The 15,128-nt window shown below is 74.2% G+C and carries 13 protein-coding genes; 4 read left to right on the forward strand and 9 right to left on the reverse strand.

What is annotated here, in order from left to right; genetic code table 11:
- Nucleotides 1-113: 113 nt before the first annotated feature.
- The 7 genes from E8M80_RS18255 to E8M80_RS18285 form a co-directional block, all read right to left on the reverse strand.
- The gene (locus tag E8M80_RS18255) at nucleotides 114-539 is read right to left on the reverse strand and encodes a hydroxymyristoyl-ACP dehydratase (protein WP_137127144.1); all 426 of its coding nucleotides are present in this window, start codon (nucleotides 537-539) and stop codon (nucleotides 114-116) included.
- Nucleotides 536-1,324: a beta-ketoacyl synthase chain length factor gene (locus tag E8M80_RS18260; protein ID WP_137127145.1), complete on the reverse strand. Its 789-nt coding sequence runs from the start codon at nucleotides 1,322-1,324 to the stop codon at nucleotides 536-538. The genes E8M80_RS18255 and E8M80_RS18260 overlap by 4 nt, the downstream gene beginning before the upstream one ends.
- Complete coding sequence (locus tag E8M80_RS18265) at nucleotides 1,321-2,505, reverse strand: beta-ketoacyl-ACP synthase (protein ID WP_137127146.1); 1,185 nt, start codon at nucleotides 2,503-2,505, stop codon at nucleotides 1,321-1,323. Before E8M80_RS18265 ends, E8M80_RS18260 begins: the two co-directional genes overlap by 4 nt.
- 5 nt (nucleotides 2,506-2,510) lie before the next feature.
- Nucleotides 2,511-4,820: an MMPL family transporter gene (locus tag E8M80_RS18270; protein ID WP_137127147.1), complete on the reverse strand. Its 2,310-nt coding sequence runs from the start codon at nucleotides 4,818-4,820 to the stop codon at nucleotides 2,511-2,513.
- The gene (locus E8M80_RS18275) at nucleotides 4,817-5,398 is read right to left on the reverse strand and encodes a LolA-related protein (RefSeq protein WP_137127148.1); all 582 of its coding nucleotides are present in this window, start codon (nucleotides 5,396-5,398) and stop codon (nucleotides 4,817-4,819) included. The genes E8M80_RS18270 and E8M80_RS18275 overlap by 4 nt, the downstream gene beginning before the upstream one ends.
- 2 nt (nucleotides 5,399-5,400) lie before the next feature.
- A complete protein-coding gene (locus tag E8M80_RS18280) occupies nucleotides 5,401-6,996 on the reverse strand; it encodes a phosphoenolpyruvate carboxykinase (protein ID WP_137127149.1) in 1,596 nt (531 codons plus the stop codon).
- A 99-nt stretch (nucleotides 6,997-7,095) separates the two neighbouring features.
- The gene (locus E8M80_RS18285) at nucleotides 7,096-7,830 is read right to left on the reverse strand and encodes a HugZ family protein (RefSeq protein WP_137127150.1); all 735 of its coding nucleotides are present in this window, start codon (nucleotides 7,828-7,830) and stop codon (nucleotides 7,096-7,098) included.
- A 104-nt stretch (nucleotides 7,831-7,934) separates the two neighbouring features.
- Here E8M80_RS18285 and E8M80_RS18290 point away from each other — a divergent pair, with 104 nt between their 5' ends.
- The 3 genes from E8M80_RS18290 (at nucleotide 7,935) to E8M80_RS18300 (ending at nucleotide 11,992) form a co-directional block, all read left to right on the forward strand.
- A complete protein-coding gene (locus tag E8M80_RS18290; protein WP_137127151.1) occupies nucleotides 7,935-8,636 on the forward strand; it encodes a response regulator transcription factor in 702 nt (233 codons plus the stop codon).
- A 23-nt stretch (nucleotides 8,637-8,659) separates the two neighbouring features.
- Entirely contained in the window at nucleotides 8,660-10,360 is a 1,701-nt protein-coding gene (locus E8M80_RS18295) for a stimulus-sensing domain-containing protein (protein ID WP_137127152.1), read from the forward strand.
- A 69-nt stretch (nucleotides 10,361-10,429) separates the two neighbouring features.
- Nucleotides 10,430-11,992, forward strand: a complete 1,563-nt coding sequence (locus E8M80_RS18300) for a GMC family oxidoreductase (RefSeq protein WP_137127153.1) — start codon at nucleotides 10,430-10,432, stop codon at nucleotides 11,990-11,992.
- On the opposite strand, the gene E8M80_RS18305 is transcribed toward E8M80_RS18300, so the two are convergent.
- Together E8M80_RS18305 and E8M80_RS18310 are read right to left on the reverse strand one after the other, a co-directional pair.
- A complete protein-coding gene (locus E8M80_RS18305) occupies nucleotides 11,976-13,052 on the reverse strand; it encodes a glycosyltransferase family 1 protein (protein ID WP_240790116.1) in 1,077 nt (358 codons plus the stop codon). The genes E8M80_RS18300 and E8M80_RS18305 overlap by 17 nt on opposite strands.
- A gap of 6 nt (nucleotides 13,053-13,058) precedes the next feature.
- Nucleotides 13,059-13,871, reverse strand: coding sequence for a UDP-2,3-diacylglucosamine diphosphatase (locus E8M80_RS18310; protein ID WP_137127154.1), 813 nt, complete (start codon nucleotides 13,869-13,871; stop codon nucleotides 13,059-13,061).
- Nucleotides 13,872-14,109: 238 nt separating this feature from the next.
- On the opposite strand from E8M80_RS18310, the gene E8M80_RS18315 reads away from it, so the two are divergent.
- Nucleotides 14,110-14,991 carry a diacylglycerol kinase family protein gene (locus tag E8M80_RS18315; RefSeq protein ID WP_137127155.1) on the forward strand — a complete coding sequence of 294 codons (882 nt, stop codon included), beginning with the start codon at nucleotides 14,110-14,112 and terminating at the stop codon, nucleotides 14,989-14,991.
- The last annotated feature ends 137 nt before the right edge of the window (nucleotides 14,992-15,128 follow it).

The raw sequence follows: 15,128 nt of genomic DNA on the forward strand, positions 1-15,128 counted from the left end.
CCCCCAACCTTCTTTGGCATTTGGCACCTGACGCCGGGGACGGGTGCCAGGAAACCAAGAAAGGGAGGGGGTGCGGGGGAGGTTCACCCTCCCCCGCCGCTTGTCCTGTGCGATCATGCCAGCACCACCGTCGCGCGCCCGGCCAGCACCACCCGCCCGCCGCCGCGCACCTCGAAGCCGTAGATGAAGCCGCGGCTCTCCCGCGCCAGCGCCGTTGCCTCGACCGCGAGCGCACCCGGGATGTCGTCGAGCCGCTCAACGGCCAGGGTGACGCCGGACAGGGCCGCGACGAAACCCTCGCCCTGCGGCGCCCCGGCCGTGATGGCGCCGTGCAGCGCCATCGCCTGCAGCCCGTACTCGAGGCCCGAGACGGCCGGCAACGCGCCATCCCGCCGCAGCGGGTTGGCCGCGTCGTGATGCGTCCCGGTCTCGCAGGCGATGCGCCCGGCGTCGCAGGCCACCACGCGCTCGAGCAGGCACATCGCCCCCTGGTGCGGGATGAGGCGCGCGATCGCCTCCCGCGTCGCGGGCAGCGTCATGGCGCCACGGTCACGCGCAGGCACGCGTCCTCCAGCATCGGCAGCCGCACCTCCGCGCGGCTGCCGACCGCCAACGCCGCGAGCAGCGGCAGCGCCCGCGCGACCGGATTGGCATCGTGCAACGCCGCCAGCGTGGCGGGCAGCGCCGGCGGCGGCGCGGCGCCGTCCTCCGGAGCCAGCGTGAACCGACCGCGCCCGCCGCCCGCGGGTGCCAGCACCATCGCCACCGCGAACATCTCCGAGGTCGGCCGCAGCGCATCCAGCGGCGGCGGCATCGGCACGTCATGCGCCACGAACAGGATGGGCCGGCCGAGTGCCGCCGCCTGCGCCGCAGCATGCAGCAGCCCCGTGGCGAACACGCCGTCATGTCCGCCGAGGCTGACCGAAGGCCGCGACGAGCCGACGGCGATACCCCAGTACCCCGCCGCCGCGTTGTGCACCGAATTGTGGAACTGCGTCGGCGAGATCGCGCCGTCCGGCGTGTGCAGCGCCTCGAGAATGGAGGTGATGACCAGGCCCTCGCCGTTCGAACTGGCGAAGACCGTGTCGAGTTCCTCCGGCGGCAGGCCGCTGTCCTGAACCGCCTCGGCCGCCACGGCCAGGGCGAGGCGCACCGAGGGGCCCGTGCGCCGCCGCTCGGTCGCCGGCAGCAGGCTCGGCGCAGGGGGCGTCAATGGTACCGGCTCGTGCGCGACGCGGCCGGCGAGCACCGCCGCCGCCGCCGACCAGCCCGGCAGGCCGGGGCCGAGCAGGCCGATCCCCAGGATTCCGGCGGCGAGCGTCACGGCAGCCGCCCGATCACCAGCGCGCAGTTGCTGCCACCGAAGCCGAAGGAATTGGACAGCACGCGCGCAACCGGCGCCGCCTGGTTCGCGACCGCGATGCGCGCGCCGAAGGCCGGGTCCGGCCGCGCGAGGCCGAGGCAGCCCGGCACCAGCCCGTCCTCGACGCAGATCGCCGCGATCGCCGCCTCCAGCGCGCCGGAGGCGCCGAGCGTGTGGCCGGTCCAGCCCTTGGTGGACGAACAGGGCACGCCATCGCCGAAGACATGCGCGATGGCGCGGTCCTCCATGGCGTCGTTCGCGCGCGTGCCGGTGCCGTGCATGTTGACGTAGTCGATCGCCGCCGGCGCGAGCCCGGCGCTGTCCAGCGCCGCGCGCATCGCCGCCACCGCGCCGAGCCCGTCCGGATGCGGGGAGGACATGTGGTGCCCGTCCGACGACGCACCCGCGCCGAGCAGCCCGATTGCCCCGGCATCGCCCGGCCCCGTGCGTTCCAGCAGCGCGAAGGCCGCCGCTTCGCCGATGCTGATGCCGTCGCGGTCCTCGGCGCAGGGGCGCGTCGGGCCCTTCGCGAGCAGTTCCAGCGAGCCGAAGCCATTCAGCGTCAGGCGGCAGAGCGTGTCCGCGCCGCCTACCACCGCGGCGTCCGCAAGCCCCACCGCGATCAGCATCGCCGCATCGAGGAAGGCGCGCGCGCCCGAGGTGCAGGCGGTCGAGATCGACACGCAGGGCCCCTTCAGCCCGAGCCGCGCGCGCACGTAGCGCGGCAGCGCGTGCAGGTCGTGCGTGCACGCGAAGTCGTAGCCCGTGAGCGCACCGTCCGGCCCGCGCCGCGCCCAGGCGCGCTCGGTTTCCTCGATGCCGGAGGTGGAGGTGCCGAGCACGACCGCGACGCGCGCCGCGCCGTGCCGCGCGGCAGCCGCTTCGACCGCCGTCATGAAGCCGTCCTGCCGCAGCGCGAGTTCCGCGAGGCGCGTGTTGCGGCAGCCGAAGGCGCCGAGCGGCGCGGGCGGATCGATCGCCTCGGCCTCGCGCACCCGGCCGATCCAGATGCCGCCCGGCATCGCCGGCAGGTCGCAGGGCGTCAGGCCCGTGCGACGGTCGAGCAGCGCGGCGCGCGTCGCCCGGAGCCCGACGCCCATGGCGCTGGTCGCGGTGATGGCAGCGATGCGAAGCGGGAGCATGCCCCTCAAGTCGTGGCGTCCCGCCGAGGCGCCAGGGTGCAGGCGAGCAGGAAGGCGGCCACGACACCGACCGCGACGGTCAGCCCCGTCGCGTGCAGCACCGGCGTGGCGCAGAGCGCGAGCAGGCCGAAGGTCAGCAGCGTCGTGATCATGCAGGTGATGACGGAACCGAGCGCGCGCGCGGCCTCCTCGTTGCCATCCCGGCCCGAATTCGGCTCGGAACGTGACATGAACAAGGCATAGTCCATCCCGACGCCGGCCAACAAGAGCGCCGCGGTCAGGTGAAAGACCGTGATCCGCTCGCCCAGCACGGCCAGCGCGGCGAAGGTCACGAGTAGCGCGCCCGCCAGCACGCCCGCCACGCGCAGCCCGCCGGCCAGGCCCCGCCCGGCGCCCAGCAGCAGCAGGACCATCACGCCGCCCGCGGCACTCCAGCGCAGCGCCGTGCCGACCCCGGCGTCGAGCAGCGCCTCGGTCTCCGCCTTGATGTCCACCACCAGCAGGCCGGGCACCGCGGCGGCGGCGCGGCGCAGCGCCGCCATGTCCTCGATGCCGGAGGGCAGCAGCAGCGCACGCCAGCGCGCGCCCTCCGGCCGCAGCAGCGGCGCGAGGCGCGCCGCGAGGACGGGCGAAGCGGCCAGGTGGGGCGGCGTCAGCGGCGGCTGCGCGCGCGCCTCGGCCACGGCCGCGAGGAAGGGCGCGAAGGCGCCAGGGCGGAAGGGCAGCCCGGCCTGCGCGGCCTCGAGCCGCGCCGCCAGCACCTCGGCCGCCGGCAGGGCATCGAGGCGCGCGCGCTGCGTGGCCGCGCTCGGCAGGATGCGGCCCGGGTGGTCGATGGCGCCGGCCGCGCCCGCGGCCAGCAGCGCGGCGGCGGCGCGCTCGGCGGCCTGCAGCGCCGCCTCGGCATCCGGCGCCGTCAGCGTCAGCACGACACGCACGTCGGGCGCGCCGACCTGGCGGCGCAACTCGCCGTCCAGGGCCTGCACCGCGGCCGGCACCGGGCTGAGCGCGGCGAGGTCGCGCTCCAGTCGCGGCCCGCCCGCCAGCGCCAGCGCCACGGCCACGGCGCCGAGCCCGCCCAGCACCGCACCCCGGCGCGCCGGCAGCCGCAGCAACGCGCGCGAGAGGGCGTCCGGCAGCGGCCGCACCGGAAGCCCCTCGGGCGGCAGCAGTGCCGGCACCAGCCAGCGCGCCGCCAGCACGGCCGCGATCAACCCGCTCGCGGCGAACAGCCCGAACTGCGCGAGCCCCGGGAACCCCGCCGCCAGCATCGGTACGAGCCCCGCGACCGAGGTCGCGGCCGCCAGGCGCAGCGTCGGCCAGATGCGTCGCGCGGCCGTGCGCAGCGCCTCCCCCGGCGCGCGGCCGGTGACGACCAGCAGCGGATAATCCGCCGCGATGCCGAGCGTCGTGATGCCGAAGCCGAGCGCCGCGCCATGCACGTGCCCGAACACGGCAGCGACGACGAGCGTGCCGGCCAGCGCGCCCGCCGCCAACGCCACGGCCACCACGGCGAGCATGACGGGCGACCGGTAGCGCCACAGCAGGAAGGCGCCCACCAGCAGCAGCGACAGGATGGAGACGAGCCGCACATCCGCCTGCACCGTCGCCGCCGCCTCCGCCGCGAAGACGCCGGGGCCCGAGAGCAGCAGCCGCGCGCCCGGGGGCGGCGCCGCGGCGGCGAAGGCGGCGTGGAAGGCGGCGACGGCCTCGGCCTGCGCATCCGTGTCGAGGCCGGCCGCGCGGGACTGCGCCAGCAGCAGCGCGCGCGGCCCCTCGGCCATCCAGACGCCATGCGACGTCGCCACGCGCGCCTCCCCCGCCCAGCCGCGCAACAGGCCGAGGAAGGCGCCGGTCGGGTCGGCGAAGGCGGTGCGGCGCACGAGCGGCGCGGCGGAGGAGCGGAGCCCGTCCAGCACGCCCTCGAGCGCCGCGCGCAGCGCAGGTTCCGTGAAGGCGTCCGGCCCGGCGGCGGAGAGCGCGTAACGGTGGGCGAACAGCAGCGCCGCCTCCGCCTCCCCCACCAGCAGCGCGCCGTTCGCGACCATGGCGAAGCGCCCATCCGCCGCCAGCCGCGCGGCCATGGCCTGGGAGATGCGCGCAAGATCGGCTGCTGGCGCGCCCTCGATGCCCGCCAGCAGCAGCGTCGTGGCCGTGCCGCCGCGCAGTTCCTGCAGCAGGAAGGCGCCCTCGGCGCTCTGCGGCGCGGGTAGGAAGTCGGCGATGTCGCCACGGATCTCGACCAGGCGCAGCGTGAGCGCCAGCGCACCGGCCAGCAGCGCGAGCGTGCCGAGCAGCGCGGCCAGCCGCCTCATGGCAGCGGCGTCGCCATCATCCGGCTGCGGCCCTCGTTGCCCTGCGTCTCCACCAGGCGGAGGAAGGCGCCCTCGCCCTCGAGCACGATGCGCTGCACGGCGGCGCGCACGCGGGGCGAGCGCGGCACCAGTCGGAGGCGCCAGGCGCGCGCATCGCCCGTGAAGGCGACCTCGTGATGCGCCCGCAGGGTCGCGAGATCCCCGGCCAGCGTCGCGCGGATGGCTTCCACCAGCGGGCGGATCTCGGGCGAAGCGTCGAGGTCGATCGTCTCCCGCACCCCGCGCTGCGGGCGTTCCAGCGTCACGCGGTCGCCCTCGACCAGGAAGGTCTCGGGCACGGGTTCCAGCGTGCGCTTCTCGAGCCGGTCGGGGGCGCGCCAGAGCAACACGCCGCGGGAGACGAGCGGCCGGTCGAGCTCCGGCATCTCCTTCTCCTCGACGAAGGCGGCGCGGCTTTCGCGCACGGCGGCCAGGCCCGCCATGACGGCGGCGAGCGGGTCCGGCGCCTGCGCCGCGAGCGGGAGCGGGAGAGCTAGCGCCAGGAGCGCGCGGCGCGCCACCGCCCCGCGCCGCGCCATGCTCAGGCCGCCGCGCGGATCGCCGCGGCCAACACGTCCTCGCTGACCGCGCCGGAGAAGGTCTGGAAGTTCTGCTCGAACAGCCCGACCAGCTTCTGCGCGGTCCGGTCGTAGGCCGCCTTGTCGGCCCAGCCTTCGCGCGGGTTCAGGACATTGGCCGGGATACCCGGCACCGCCTTCGGCATCATCAGCCCGAAATAGGGGTCCGGCGTGAATTCCGCCTGCGCGAGAGAGCCGTCCAGCGCCGCGCGCAGCAGGGCGCGCGTCACCTGGATCGACATGCGGCTGCCCGTGCCGTAGGCGCCGCCGGACCAGCCGGTATTGACCAGCCAGCAATCGGCGCCGTGCTTCGCGATGAGGTCGGCGAGCATCTGCCCGTAGACCTCCGGGTGGCGCGGCAGGAAGGGCGCGCCGAAGCAGGTGGAGAAGGTCGCCTGCGGCTCCTTCCCCAGGCCCTTCTCGGTCCCCGCCACGCGGGCCGTGTAGCCGGACAGGAAGTGGTACATCGCCTGCGCCGAGGACAGTTTCGAGATCGGCGGCAGCACGCCGAAGGCATCCGCCGTCAGCATCACCACGTTGCGCGGCAGGCCGGCGGTGCCCGACGGCACGACGCCCGGGATGTAGTGGATCGGGTAGCAGGACCGCGTGTTCTCGGTCAGCGCGCCGTCGTCGAGGTCGAGGTTGCCGTCCCCGTCGGCCACCACGTTCTCGAGCACCGCACCGAAGCGGTGGGAGGCGTCCCAGATCTGCGGCTCGGCGTCCCGCGACAGGCGGATCACCTTGGCGTAGCAGCCGCCCTCGAAGTTGAAGACGCCGCCATCGGACCAGCCATGCTCGTCATCGCCGATCAGCGCGCGCTCGGGGTCGGAGGACAGCGTCGTCTTGCCGGTGCCCGACAGGCCGAAGAACAGCGCCACGTCCCCGTCGCGCCCGACATTGGCGCTGCAATGCATCGGCAGCACGCCGCGCTCGGGCAGCAGCCAGTTCATGACGGTGAAGATGCTCTTCTTGATCTCGCCGGCGTAGGACGTGCCGGCGATCAGGATCGTGCGCGTCGCGAGCGAGAGCGCGATGACGGTGGTGCTGCGGCAGCCGTCGGTGGCGGGGTCGGCCTCGAAGTCCGGGGCGTGCAGGATGGTCCAGTCGGCCGCGAAGTCGTCCAGCGTGTCGCGCTCCGGGCGGATGAACATGTTGCGCGCGAACAGCGCGTGCCAGGCATTGGGCGTGACCAGGCGGACGCGGATGCGGTGCGCGGGGTCCGCGCCGGCATGCAGGTCCTGGGTGAACAGCTCCGCCTTCTGGCCAAGATAGGCGCGCACCCTGGCGAGCAGCCCTGCGAACTTCTCGGCCGGCAGTGGGCGGTTCACCTTGCCCCACCAGACGGCGTCCCGCGTCTCGGGCTCGTCGACCACGAACTTGTCCTGCACGGACCGGCCGGTGTGCTGGCCGGTCACCGCGATGAAGGCGCCATCCGCCGACAGCCGGCCTTCCCCGCGGCGCAGCGCGCCGGCCACGAGGGCCGGGGCGGTCAGGTTGGCGTGGACTTCGCCGCTCGGGGCGACGCCGGTGCCGGCAAGGGCGGGCGCGGGGGACGACATGCGGTGCTGCTCTCCTGGACGTCTCGGGTCGAGCCGATGACGGCGCCATGTCCGCGACGCGAAGGGCAGAATTGCGGCGGTGCCGGGCCGCCCGCGGGGTCACCCCGCCGGCGTCGGCCTCGCCCGTCCCTCCCGCGCCGCACGGATCAGCGCCGCGCGAACGTCGTCCGCATCGCTTACCGGCGCTAAGAACGCAAGACGAACCGTTCGGTTACCTTCGGACAGGTCGCAGCCATCGACATCGACCGCGACCAGCCGCCAGGCGCCGGGTCCGGCACCGAGCAGGCCCTCGGCGATGGCCGCCACGGCATCAGAATGATCCTCGTTCACGTGCTGAATGATCTCGGCTTCCGCGGCCTGCACGGCCTCCGCCGCGGCCGGGTCGGGCGCCAATTCGCCGGGCCTGATCCGTTCGGCCCTGGCGAAGCCGCCAACGCGCAGCGCGCCGCCGATCCGCAACCGCCACAGCCCGAAATCCGCGAAGTCGGCATAGAGCGCCGCATAGGGGTGGCGCGCCAGCCAGCGCGCCTTGAGTGCCGGCACCTCGGCCTCGGGCACCGGTTCCGCGAGGCCCGTGACGGTCACGCGCGGCGCGGTCTGCGGGTTCGGCCCGTCTGGAGCGCCCATGAAGATCAGGGCGCAGCGCGGTTCGGCCGCGAGGTGCCGCGTGTGCTCCGACAGCGTCGAGAGCCAGAGCAGCGGCGAGAGGTCCGGCGCCGGCGCCGGTGTCACGAGGCTCGCGAAGGGCTGCCCCGACACGGCCGTCGCGAGCGTCGCCCACGCCGTGCCCCGGATCAGCGCCCGGGCCTCCGCGATCCCTTCCTCCGATGCCATTGCCGCCTCCGGCCCGTCTCGTGCCACAATCGGGGCCGAAGGTGGGCCCACCCCCGGCGCGGCGCAACCGCGGCCGGCCGCCCCGCCCGGAGCCCCGGAGAGACATGCCGCAGACCATCGCCCTCGTGGACGACGACCGCAACATCCTCACCAGCGTGCAGATGACGCTGGAGGCCGAGGGCTACACGGTCCGCACCTACACCGACGGGGAAAGCGCGCTGCAGGGCCTGATGGCCAAGCCCGCCGACCTCGCCATCCTCGACATCAAGATGCCGCGCATGGACGGGATGGAGCTGCTGCAGCGGCTGCGCCAGCGGTCCAACATGCCGGTCGTCTTCCTCACCAGCAAGGATGAGGAGGTGGACGAGCTGATGGGGCTGCGCCTCGGCGCGGACGACTACATCACGAAGCCCTTCAGCCAGCGCCTGCTGATCGAGCGCATCCGCGCGCTGCTCCGTCGCAACGAGGCGAGCCGCGCCGAGGGGTCCGGCGCGCCACCGGGCGGCGTGATCGCGCGCGGCGACCTCGTGCTCGATGAGACGAAGCACACCTGCGTCTGGAAGGGCGGGCAGGTGCAGCTGACGGTCACGGAATTCCTGCTGGTCAAGGCGCTCGCGATCCGCCCCGGCATGGTCAAGAACCGCGACCAGCTGATCGACGCGGCCTATGGGGAGAACATCTACGTCGACGACCGCACCATCGACAGCCACGTCAAGCGCATCCGCAAGAAGTTCCGCCAGGTGGACGGCGAGTTCGACCAGATCGAGACGCTCTACGGCATCGGCTATCGCTACAAGGAAGCCTGACATGACCGGCGCGGCCGCCCCGCATGCCTGACGGGTCCGCGCAGGGCCGGGCCGGCGCCGCGCAGCGGAGCGAGGCCGCCGCGGCCCCGCGCCGCGCGCGCCGCTTCTCGCCGCTGCTGCGCCGCATCCTGCTGGTCAACGCGGTGCCGCCGGCGCTGCTCGCCGCCTCGCTACTCTATCTCGACCAGTACCAGAACGGGCTGCTCGCCGCCGAGGTCGAGGGCCTGCGCACCCAGGCCCGCATCTATGCCGGCGGCATCGCCGAGGCCGCCGTGCGCATCGACGGCGAACGCGCCTTCCTGGTGCCCGAGGCCGCGCGCCCACTGCTGCGCCGCCTGGTCGAGCCTTCCCCCAACACCCAGGCGCGGCTGTTCGACAATACCGGGCTCATGATCGCTGACAGCCGCGTGCGCGAAGGCCCGGGCGGCGCCGTGGTGACCGAGCCGCTGCCGCCGCCCGAACCCCGCGGCGCGCTGACCGCGACCGTCGCCGGCGTCTATGACCGGCTGGTCGGCGTGCTGCCCCAGGGACTGCGCGGCGGCGGGACCAGCGGCGCGGTCGCGGTCGATATCGGCCCCGATGCGCCCGACTTCGACTGGCAGCCCGACCTCGGCCCCGACCGGCGGGAGGAACTGCGCCTGGCGCTCGAAGGCGGCGTGCGGCCCTATATCCGGCGCACCGGGGATGGCCGCCTGCTGGTCAGCGTCGCCGAGCCCGCGCGGCGCGGCGCGCAGAGCGTGGGCATCGTGCTGCTGACGCGCGAAGCGCGCGAGGTGGACCAGCGGCTGTTCCAGATCCGCGCCTCGGTGCTGCTGCTGTTCGGCACGGCGCTGATGCTGACCGTGCTGCTGTCCTTCTACCTGGCGCGCACCATCGCGACGCCGATGCTCGACCTCGCGCGCGCGACGCAGCGCATCCGCGAGGGCGAGGGCCGGGCGGATTCCGTGCCCGAGCCGCTGCTCGCCCGCAACGACGAGATCGGCGTGCTGGCGCGCGACCTGCAGAACTCCGCCCGCGCGCTCTGGGCGCGGATCGACGCGAATGAACGTTTCGCCGCCGACGTCGCGCATGAACTGCGCAACCCGCTGACCAGCGTGCGCAGCGCGCTCGAGACGCTGAAGCGCGTCGAGAACCCCGAGAGCCGCAGCCGGCTACTCGCTATCATCGCGGAGGACGCGGTCCGGATGGACCGGCTGATCGGCGACATCTCGGACAGTTCGCGCGTGGACGCGGAGCTGTCGCGCACCGTCTCGACGCCGGTCGACATCGCGCCGATCCTGGCCGCGCTGTCGGACCTGCACGAGGCGACGCGCAAGGAGGACGACCCCGTCGTCCTGCTTGACGCGCCGCCCGGGCCGCTGGTCGTGCGCGGCGTCGAGGGGCGAATCGTGCAGGTTTTCCGCAACCTGCTCGGCAATGCGTTGTCCTTCAGCCCGGCGCGCGGGAAGGTGCTGGTGAAGGCGCGCGCGACCGGCGGGACGGTCGAGGTCGCGATCGAGGATGAAGGCCCCGGCATCCCCGAGCAGAAGCTCGAGAGCATCTTCGAACGGTTCTATTCCGAACGCCCGAGCGGCGAGCGCTTCGGCCAGCATTCCGGCCTTGGCCTGTCGATCAGCCGGCAGATCGTGGAAGGGCTGCGCGGCACGATCGCGGCCGAGAACCAGCGCGGCGCGGACGGCGCGGTGGCCGGCGCCCGCTTCGTCGTCCGCCTGCCGGCCGCGTGACGTCGCCGGGCCTGTCCGCCCGCGGGCCCGGCCGGTATCCTGCCCCGATGACGCATCCGGGGACCGGCCATGCATGACGTGATCGTGGTAGGCGCAGGCTCGGCCGGGGCGGCGCTGGCCGCGCGGCTGTCGGAGGACCCGCGCCGGCGCGTGCTCCTGCTCGAGGCCGGCCGCGACTGGCGCGCGCAGGACGCGCCGGCGGCGCTGCGCAGCCCGAACATCGTCCCCTTCATGCACGACCCGGCGCACCAGGCCGCCTGGCAATGGCCTGGCCTCATGACGCGGCGCACGAAGGCGCAGGCCCCGAAATTCTACTGGCGCGGCAAGGCGCTTGGCGGGTCGTCGGCCGTCAATGCGCAGATCGCGATCCGCGGCGTGCCGGCGGCCTTCGACGCCTGGGCCGAGGCCGGCTGCGAGGGCTGGTCGGCGGCCGATGTCCTGCCGCTCTATGACATCATCGAGGACGACGCGCAGTTCGGCGCGCCCGGACGCCGCCAGGGCGGGCCGCTGCCGGTCTGGCGCATGCCGGAGGACCGCTGGGGCGCGGTGGACCGCGCGCTGCGCGACGCCGCGCGCATGGCGGGCCATCCCTGGAAGCCCGACCTGAACGCACCGGAGGGGGAGGGCGTATCCTGCAACCCGATCAACCTGCGCGACGGGCAGCGCGTCACGACGAACGACGGGTACCTGGAACCGGCGCGCGGGCGGGCGAACCTCGCGATCCGTGGCGACGCGCTGGTCGACCGCGTGCTGTTCGACGGCCGCCGCGCGCGCGGCGTGCGCCTGCGCTTCGGGAACGGTCCGTGGGAGGAGGTCGCGGCGCGGGAGGTCGTGCTCTCGGCCGGCGCGATCCACAGCCCCGGCATCCTGATGCGCAGCGGCATCGGGCCGGCGGAGGACCTCCGCGCGCTCGGCGTCGACGTGCTGCACGACCTGCCCGCGGTCGGCCGGCACTTCATGGACCACCCGATCCTGCGCGCGAGCCTGGCGCTGAAGCCGGGCCACCGCGCGGCCGGCGCCGATGCACGCCACACCAATTGCTGCGTTACCTACAGCAGCGGCCATGGCGGCGAGCGCGACATGATCCTGATCGCCTACAACCATCGCGGCTTGGCGCCGGAAGGCGAGGTTGCGCCGGTCGGCGCCATCGGGGTCGCGCTCTACGATGCGCTGTCGCGGGGCGAGGTGCGGCTCGTCTCCGCCGATCCGGACGCGCAGCCGGTGGTCGAGGAGAACATGCTCGACCATCCGCAGGACCGGCTGCGGATGCGCGACGGCGTGCGGCGGCTCGCGCGGCTCTGTGCCCTGGAGCCCGTGGCGGGGATCGCGGAAGCGATCACCTTCGGCGAGACGGCGCATACGATCGCCGAGGCCGCCGCGCTGCCCGACGATGCGCTGGACGCGCTGATGCTGCAGGAGGCGAGCGACATCCAGCACGCCGCCGGCACCTGCCGGATGACGGCGCACGAGGATCCGCGCGGCGTGGTGGACCCGGACCTCCGCGTGCGCGGCGTGCAGGGACTGCGCGTCGCGGATGCCTCGGTCATGCCCGCCGATTGCCGTGCCAACCTGCACTTCACCTGCGTCATGATCGGCGAGATGGCGGCGCGGCGGATCAGGGCCGCGCGCTGACGGCGCCGATCGGCACCAATGCGGCGCGGAACTGCGCGGCGCAGGCCTCCCAGGACCAGGCCTCGGCATGGGCGCGGCAGGCGCCCCGGTCGCAGTCCAGCGCGCGCAGGCAGGCCGCCCGCAGATCCTCGTCAAGCGCGCCGATGCGCGCGTCGGTCACGACGTCGCGCGGCCCGGTCACGGGGAAGGCCGCGACCGGCGTGCCGGCGGCCAGCGCCTCCAGCAGCACGAGCCCGAAGGTGTCGGTGCGCGACGGGAAGACGAAGACATCCGCCCCCGCATAGGACCGTGCGAGCAACCCATTGTCCCGATAGCCTGTGAAATGCGCGCCGGGGAACCGCGCCTGCAGTCCCGGGCGCGCCGGCCCGTCGCCCACCACCACCTTGGACCCCGGCAGGTCAAGCGCGAGGAAGGCCGCGATGTTCTTCTCGACCGCGACGCGCCCGGCATAGAGGAAGACCGGGCGGAGCAGGCCCTCCCACGGATCGCGCGGCTCGGGGCGGAAGCGCGCGAGGTCCACGCCGCGCGTCCAGGCGCGAAGCTTCGTGAAGCCGCGCGACGCGAGTTCCTCGCGCAGCGACCGCGTGGCGGCGAAGGTGCCGGCGCCGGCCTCGTGGAAGCGGCGCATCACTGCCCAGGACCAGGCGCGCGGGATGCGCGTGCGCGCGTGCAGGTAGTCCGGGAAGCGAGTGTGGAAGGCGGTGGTGAAAGGCCAGCCCCGCCGTCGGCAGAGGGCGCGCATCGCCCAGCCGAGCGGGCCCTCGGTCGCGATGTGCACGACATCCGGCGCGAAGGCTTCGACCAGCGCTCGCAGGCGCCGCGCGGGCGCGACCGCGAGCCGGATCTCGGCATAGCCCGGCATGGGCAGGTTGACGAAGCGGTCGGGGCCGATCACCTCGACCGTGTCGCCGGCCGCGCGCAGGTGCTCGGCCACGATCGAGAGGGTGCGCACCACCCCGTTCACCTGCGGCAACCAGGCGTCGGAGACGATGAGGATGCGGAGCGGCGCGCCCCGCGTGCCGATGCTGTCGGCGGCGGGCGCCATGGCGGCGTCGTCCATCCGGCGTCAGGCGGCCGGCAGCGCGGCGGCGACGGCACGGCGCGACGCCCGCGCGAGGGACAGCCGGCTCTCGCGCACCCAGTCCACCAGCTCGAAGCGGCCGTCGGCGTGCTCGACCAGCGCGGTGCAGCTCTCCACCCAGTCGCCGTCGTTCATGTAGAGCACGCCCTGGACGTCGCGCATCTCCGCATGGTGGATGTGGCCGCAGATGACGCCGTCGAGGCCGCGTCGCTTCGCCTCGGTCGCGAGCGCGGTCTCGAAGCGGTCGATCGCCTTCACCGCTTCCTTGACCTGGCGCTTCAGCCACTGGGACAGCGACCAGTAGGGATAGCCGAGCCGCCGGCGCGCGCCATTGAACCAGCGGTTCAGCGTCAGCGCCCAGTCGTAGGCCCAGTCGCCCAGATGCGCGAGCACCTTGGCGTAGCGGATGACGCCGTCGAACTCGTCGCCATGGATCACCAGGAAGCGGCGGCCGTCGGCGGCCTCGTGCACCGCTTCGCGTTGCAGGCTGATGCCGGCGATCTCGAGCCCGAGCCAGTCGCGGAAGATCTCGTCGTGGTTGCCGGGGATGTAGACCACCTCGGTGCCGTGCCGCGCCATGCGCAGGACCAGGCGGATCGCCTCGTCGTGGTCGGCGTCCCAGTACCAGGACTTGCGCAGCCGCCAGCCATCCACGATGTCGCCCACCAGGTAGAGCCGCTCGCACTCCACCCGCTTCAGGAAATCCACCAGGAAGTCGCTCCGGCAGCCCCTGGTGCCGAGATGGACGTCCGAGAGGAAGATGCTGCGGTAGCGGCGACGCGCATTCGACTCGTGCATCCGGCGGGCACTCCGTGCGGCGCTGGCCTCGGCGGGGCGCCCCCCGCGCGACTCGGCGCCGTGCTGCAGGTGGGCGGGGCGATAGCGCGGCGCCGCGACACGGCGCGTGAAACTTGCATGACGCGCTGCGCATCGTCGCGCGACGTGGCGCGCGGGCATCTAACGCGGCACCTTGTCACGTGATCGACGCGCGACCGTCGTCGAACCGCCACGGTCGCGCTGCCAGAAGGCGTGCCCCATGCCTCCGCGGATGCTCATCGTGTTCAACCCCGCCGCCGGCGCGCGCCGGCGGCGTACGCTGCTGGTCGCGCTCGACCTGCTGCGCGGCCTCGGCCTGCGGCCGGACGTGGCCGAGACGACGCGCCGTGGCGACGCGGCCGACCTCGCGCGCGGCGCAGCGCGGGAGGGCGTGCGAATCGTGGTCGCGGCCGGCGGCGACGGCACCATCGCCGAGGTCGCCTCAGGCCTGTCGGGGTCGGACAGCGCGCTCGGCGTGCTGCCGCTCGGCACAGCGAATGTCCTGGCGCTGGAACTCGGCCTGCCGCGCGCGCCGGATCGCGCCGCCGCGGTCCTGGCGATGGGGCGCACGGCGCCGCTGCATCCCGGGCTGGCGCGCGACGCGGCGGGGCGGGAGACGCTGTTCGTGCAGATGTTCGGCGCCGGCTTCGACGCTGCGGTGGTGCATGCCCTGCCACCCGGTCTGAAGCGCGCCCTCGGCAAGGGGGCCTATGTGCTGCAGACGCTGCGCGAGATGCCGCGCCATCCCTTCGCGCCGATCGAGGTGACGGCGGATGGCCGCATGCAGACGGCGTCGAGCGCCATCGTCACCAAGGGGCGCCTCTATGCCGGGCGCTTCCTTCTGGCACCCGGTGCCGATCCGCGCGCCGAGGGCTTCCATGTGGTGCTGTTCCGCGACCGCGGCGCGCTGGCGGCGCTACGGTATGGCGCGGCGCTGCCGCTCGGCCTTCTGCCGCGGATGCGCGGCGTCGAGATCCTGCGCGCGGAGCAGGTGCGCCTGTCGGGTGCGGGCGTGCCGGCGCAGGCTGATGGCGACGCGGCGGGATGCCTGCCGGTGGACATCCTCCCCGCGCCGAAGCCGATGCGGATTGTCGTGCCCTGATGCCGGCCGGCCGAGGCGGCGGCCCCTGGCAGGCACTGCCTCGAAGCCCGGAGGACAAGGGAACCCGCCCCCTGATCGCGCCACCTCCCGGTGCCGGTGCCAAAGTCTCGAAGAAGGGAGGGGGTCTCGGGGGAGAT

Source organism: Roseomonas sp. HF4, from assembly GCF_005222755.1.
Classification (GTDB): domain Bacteria; phylum Pseudomonadota; class Alphaproteobacteria; order Acetobacterales; family Acetobacteraceae; genus Neoroseomonas.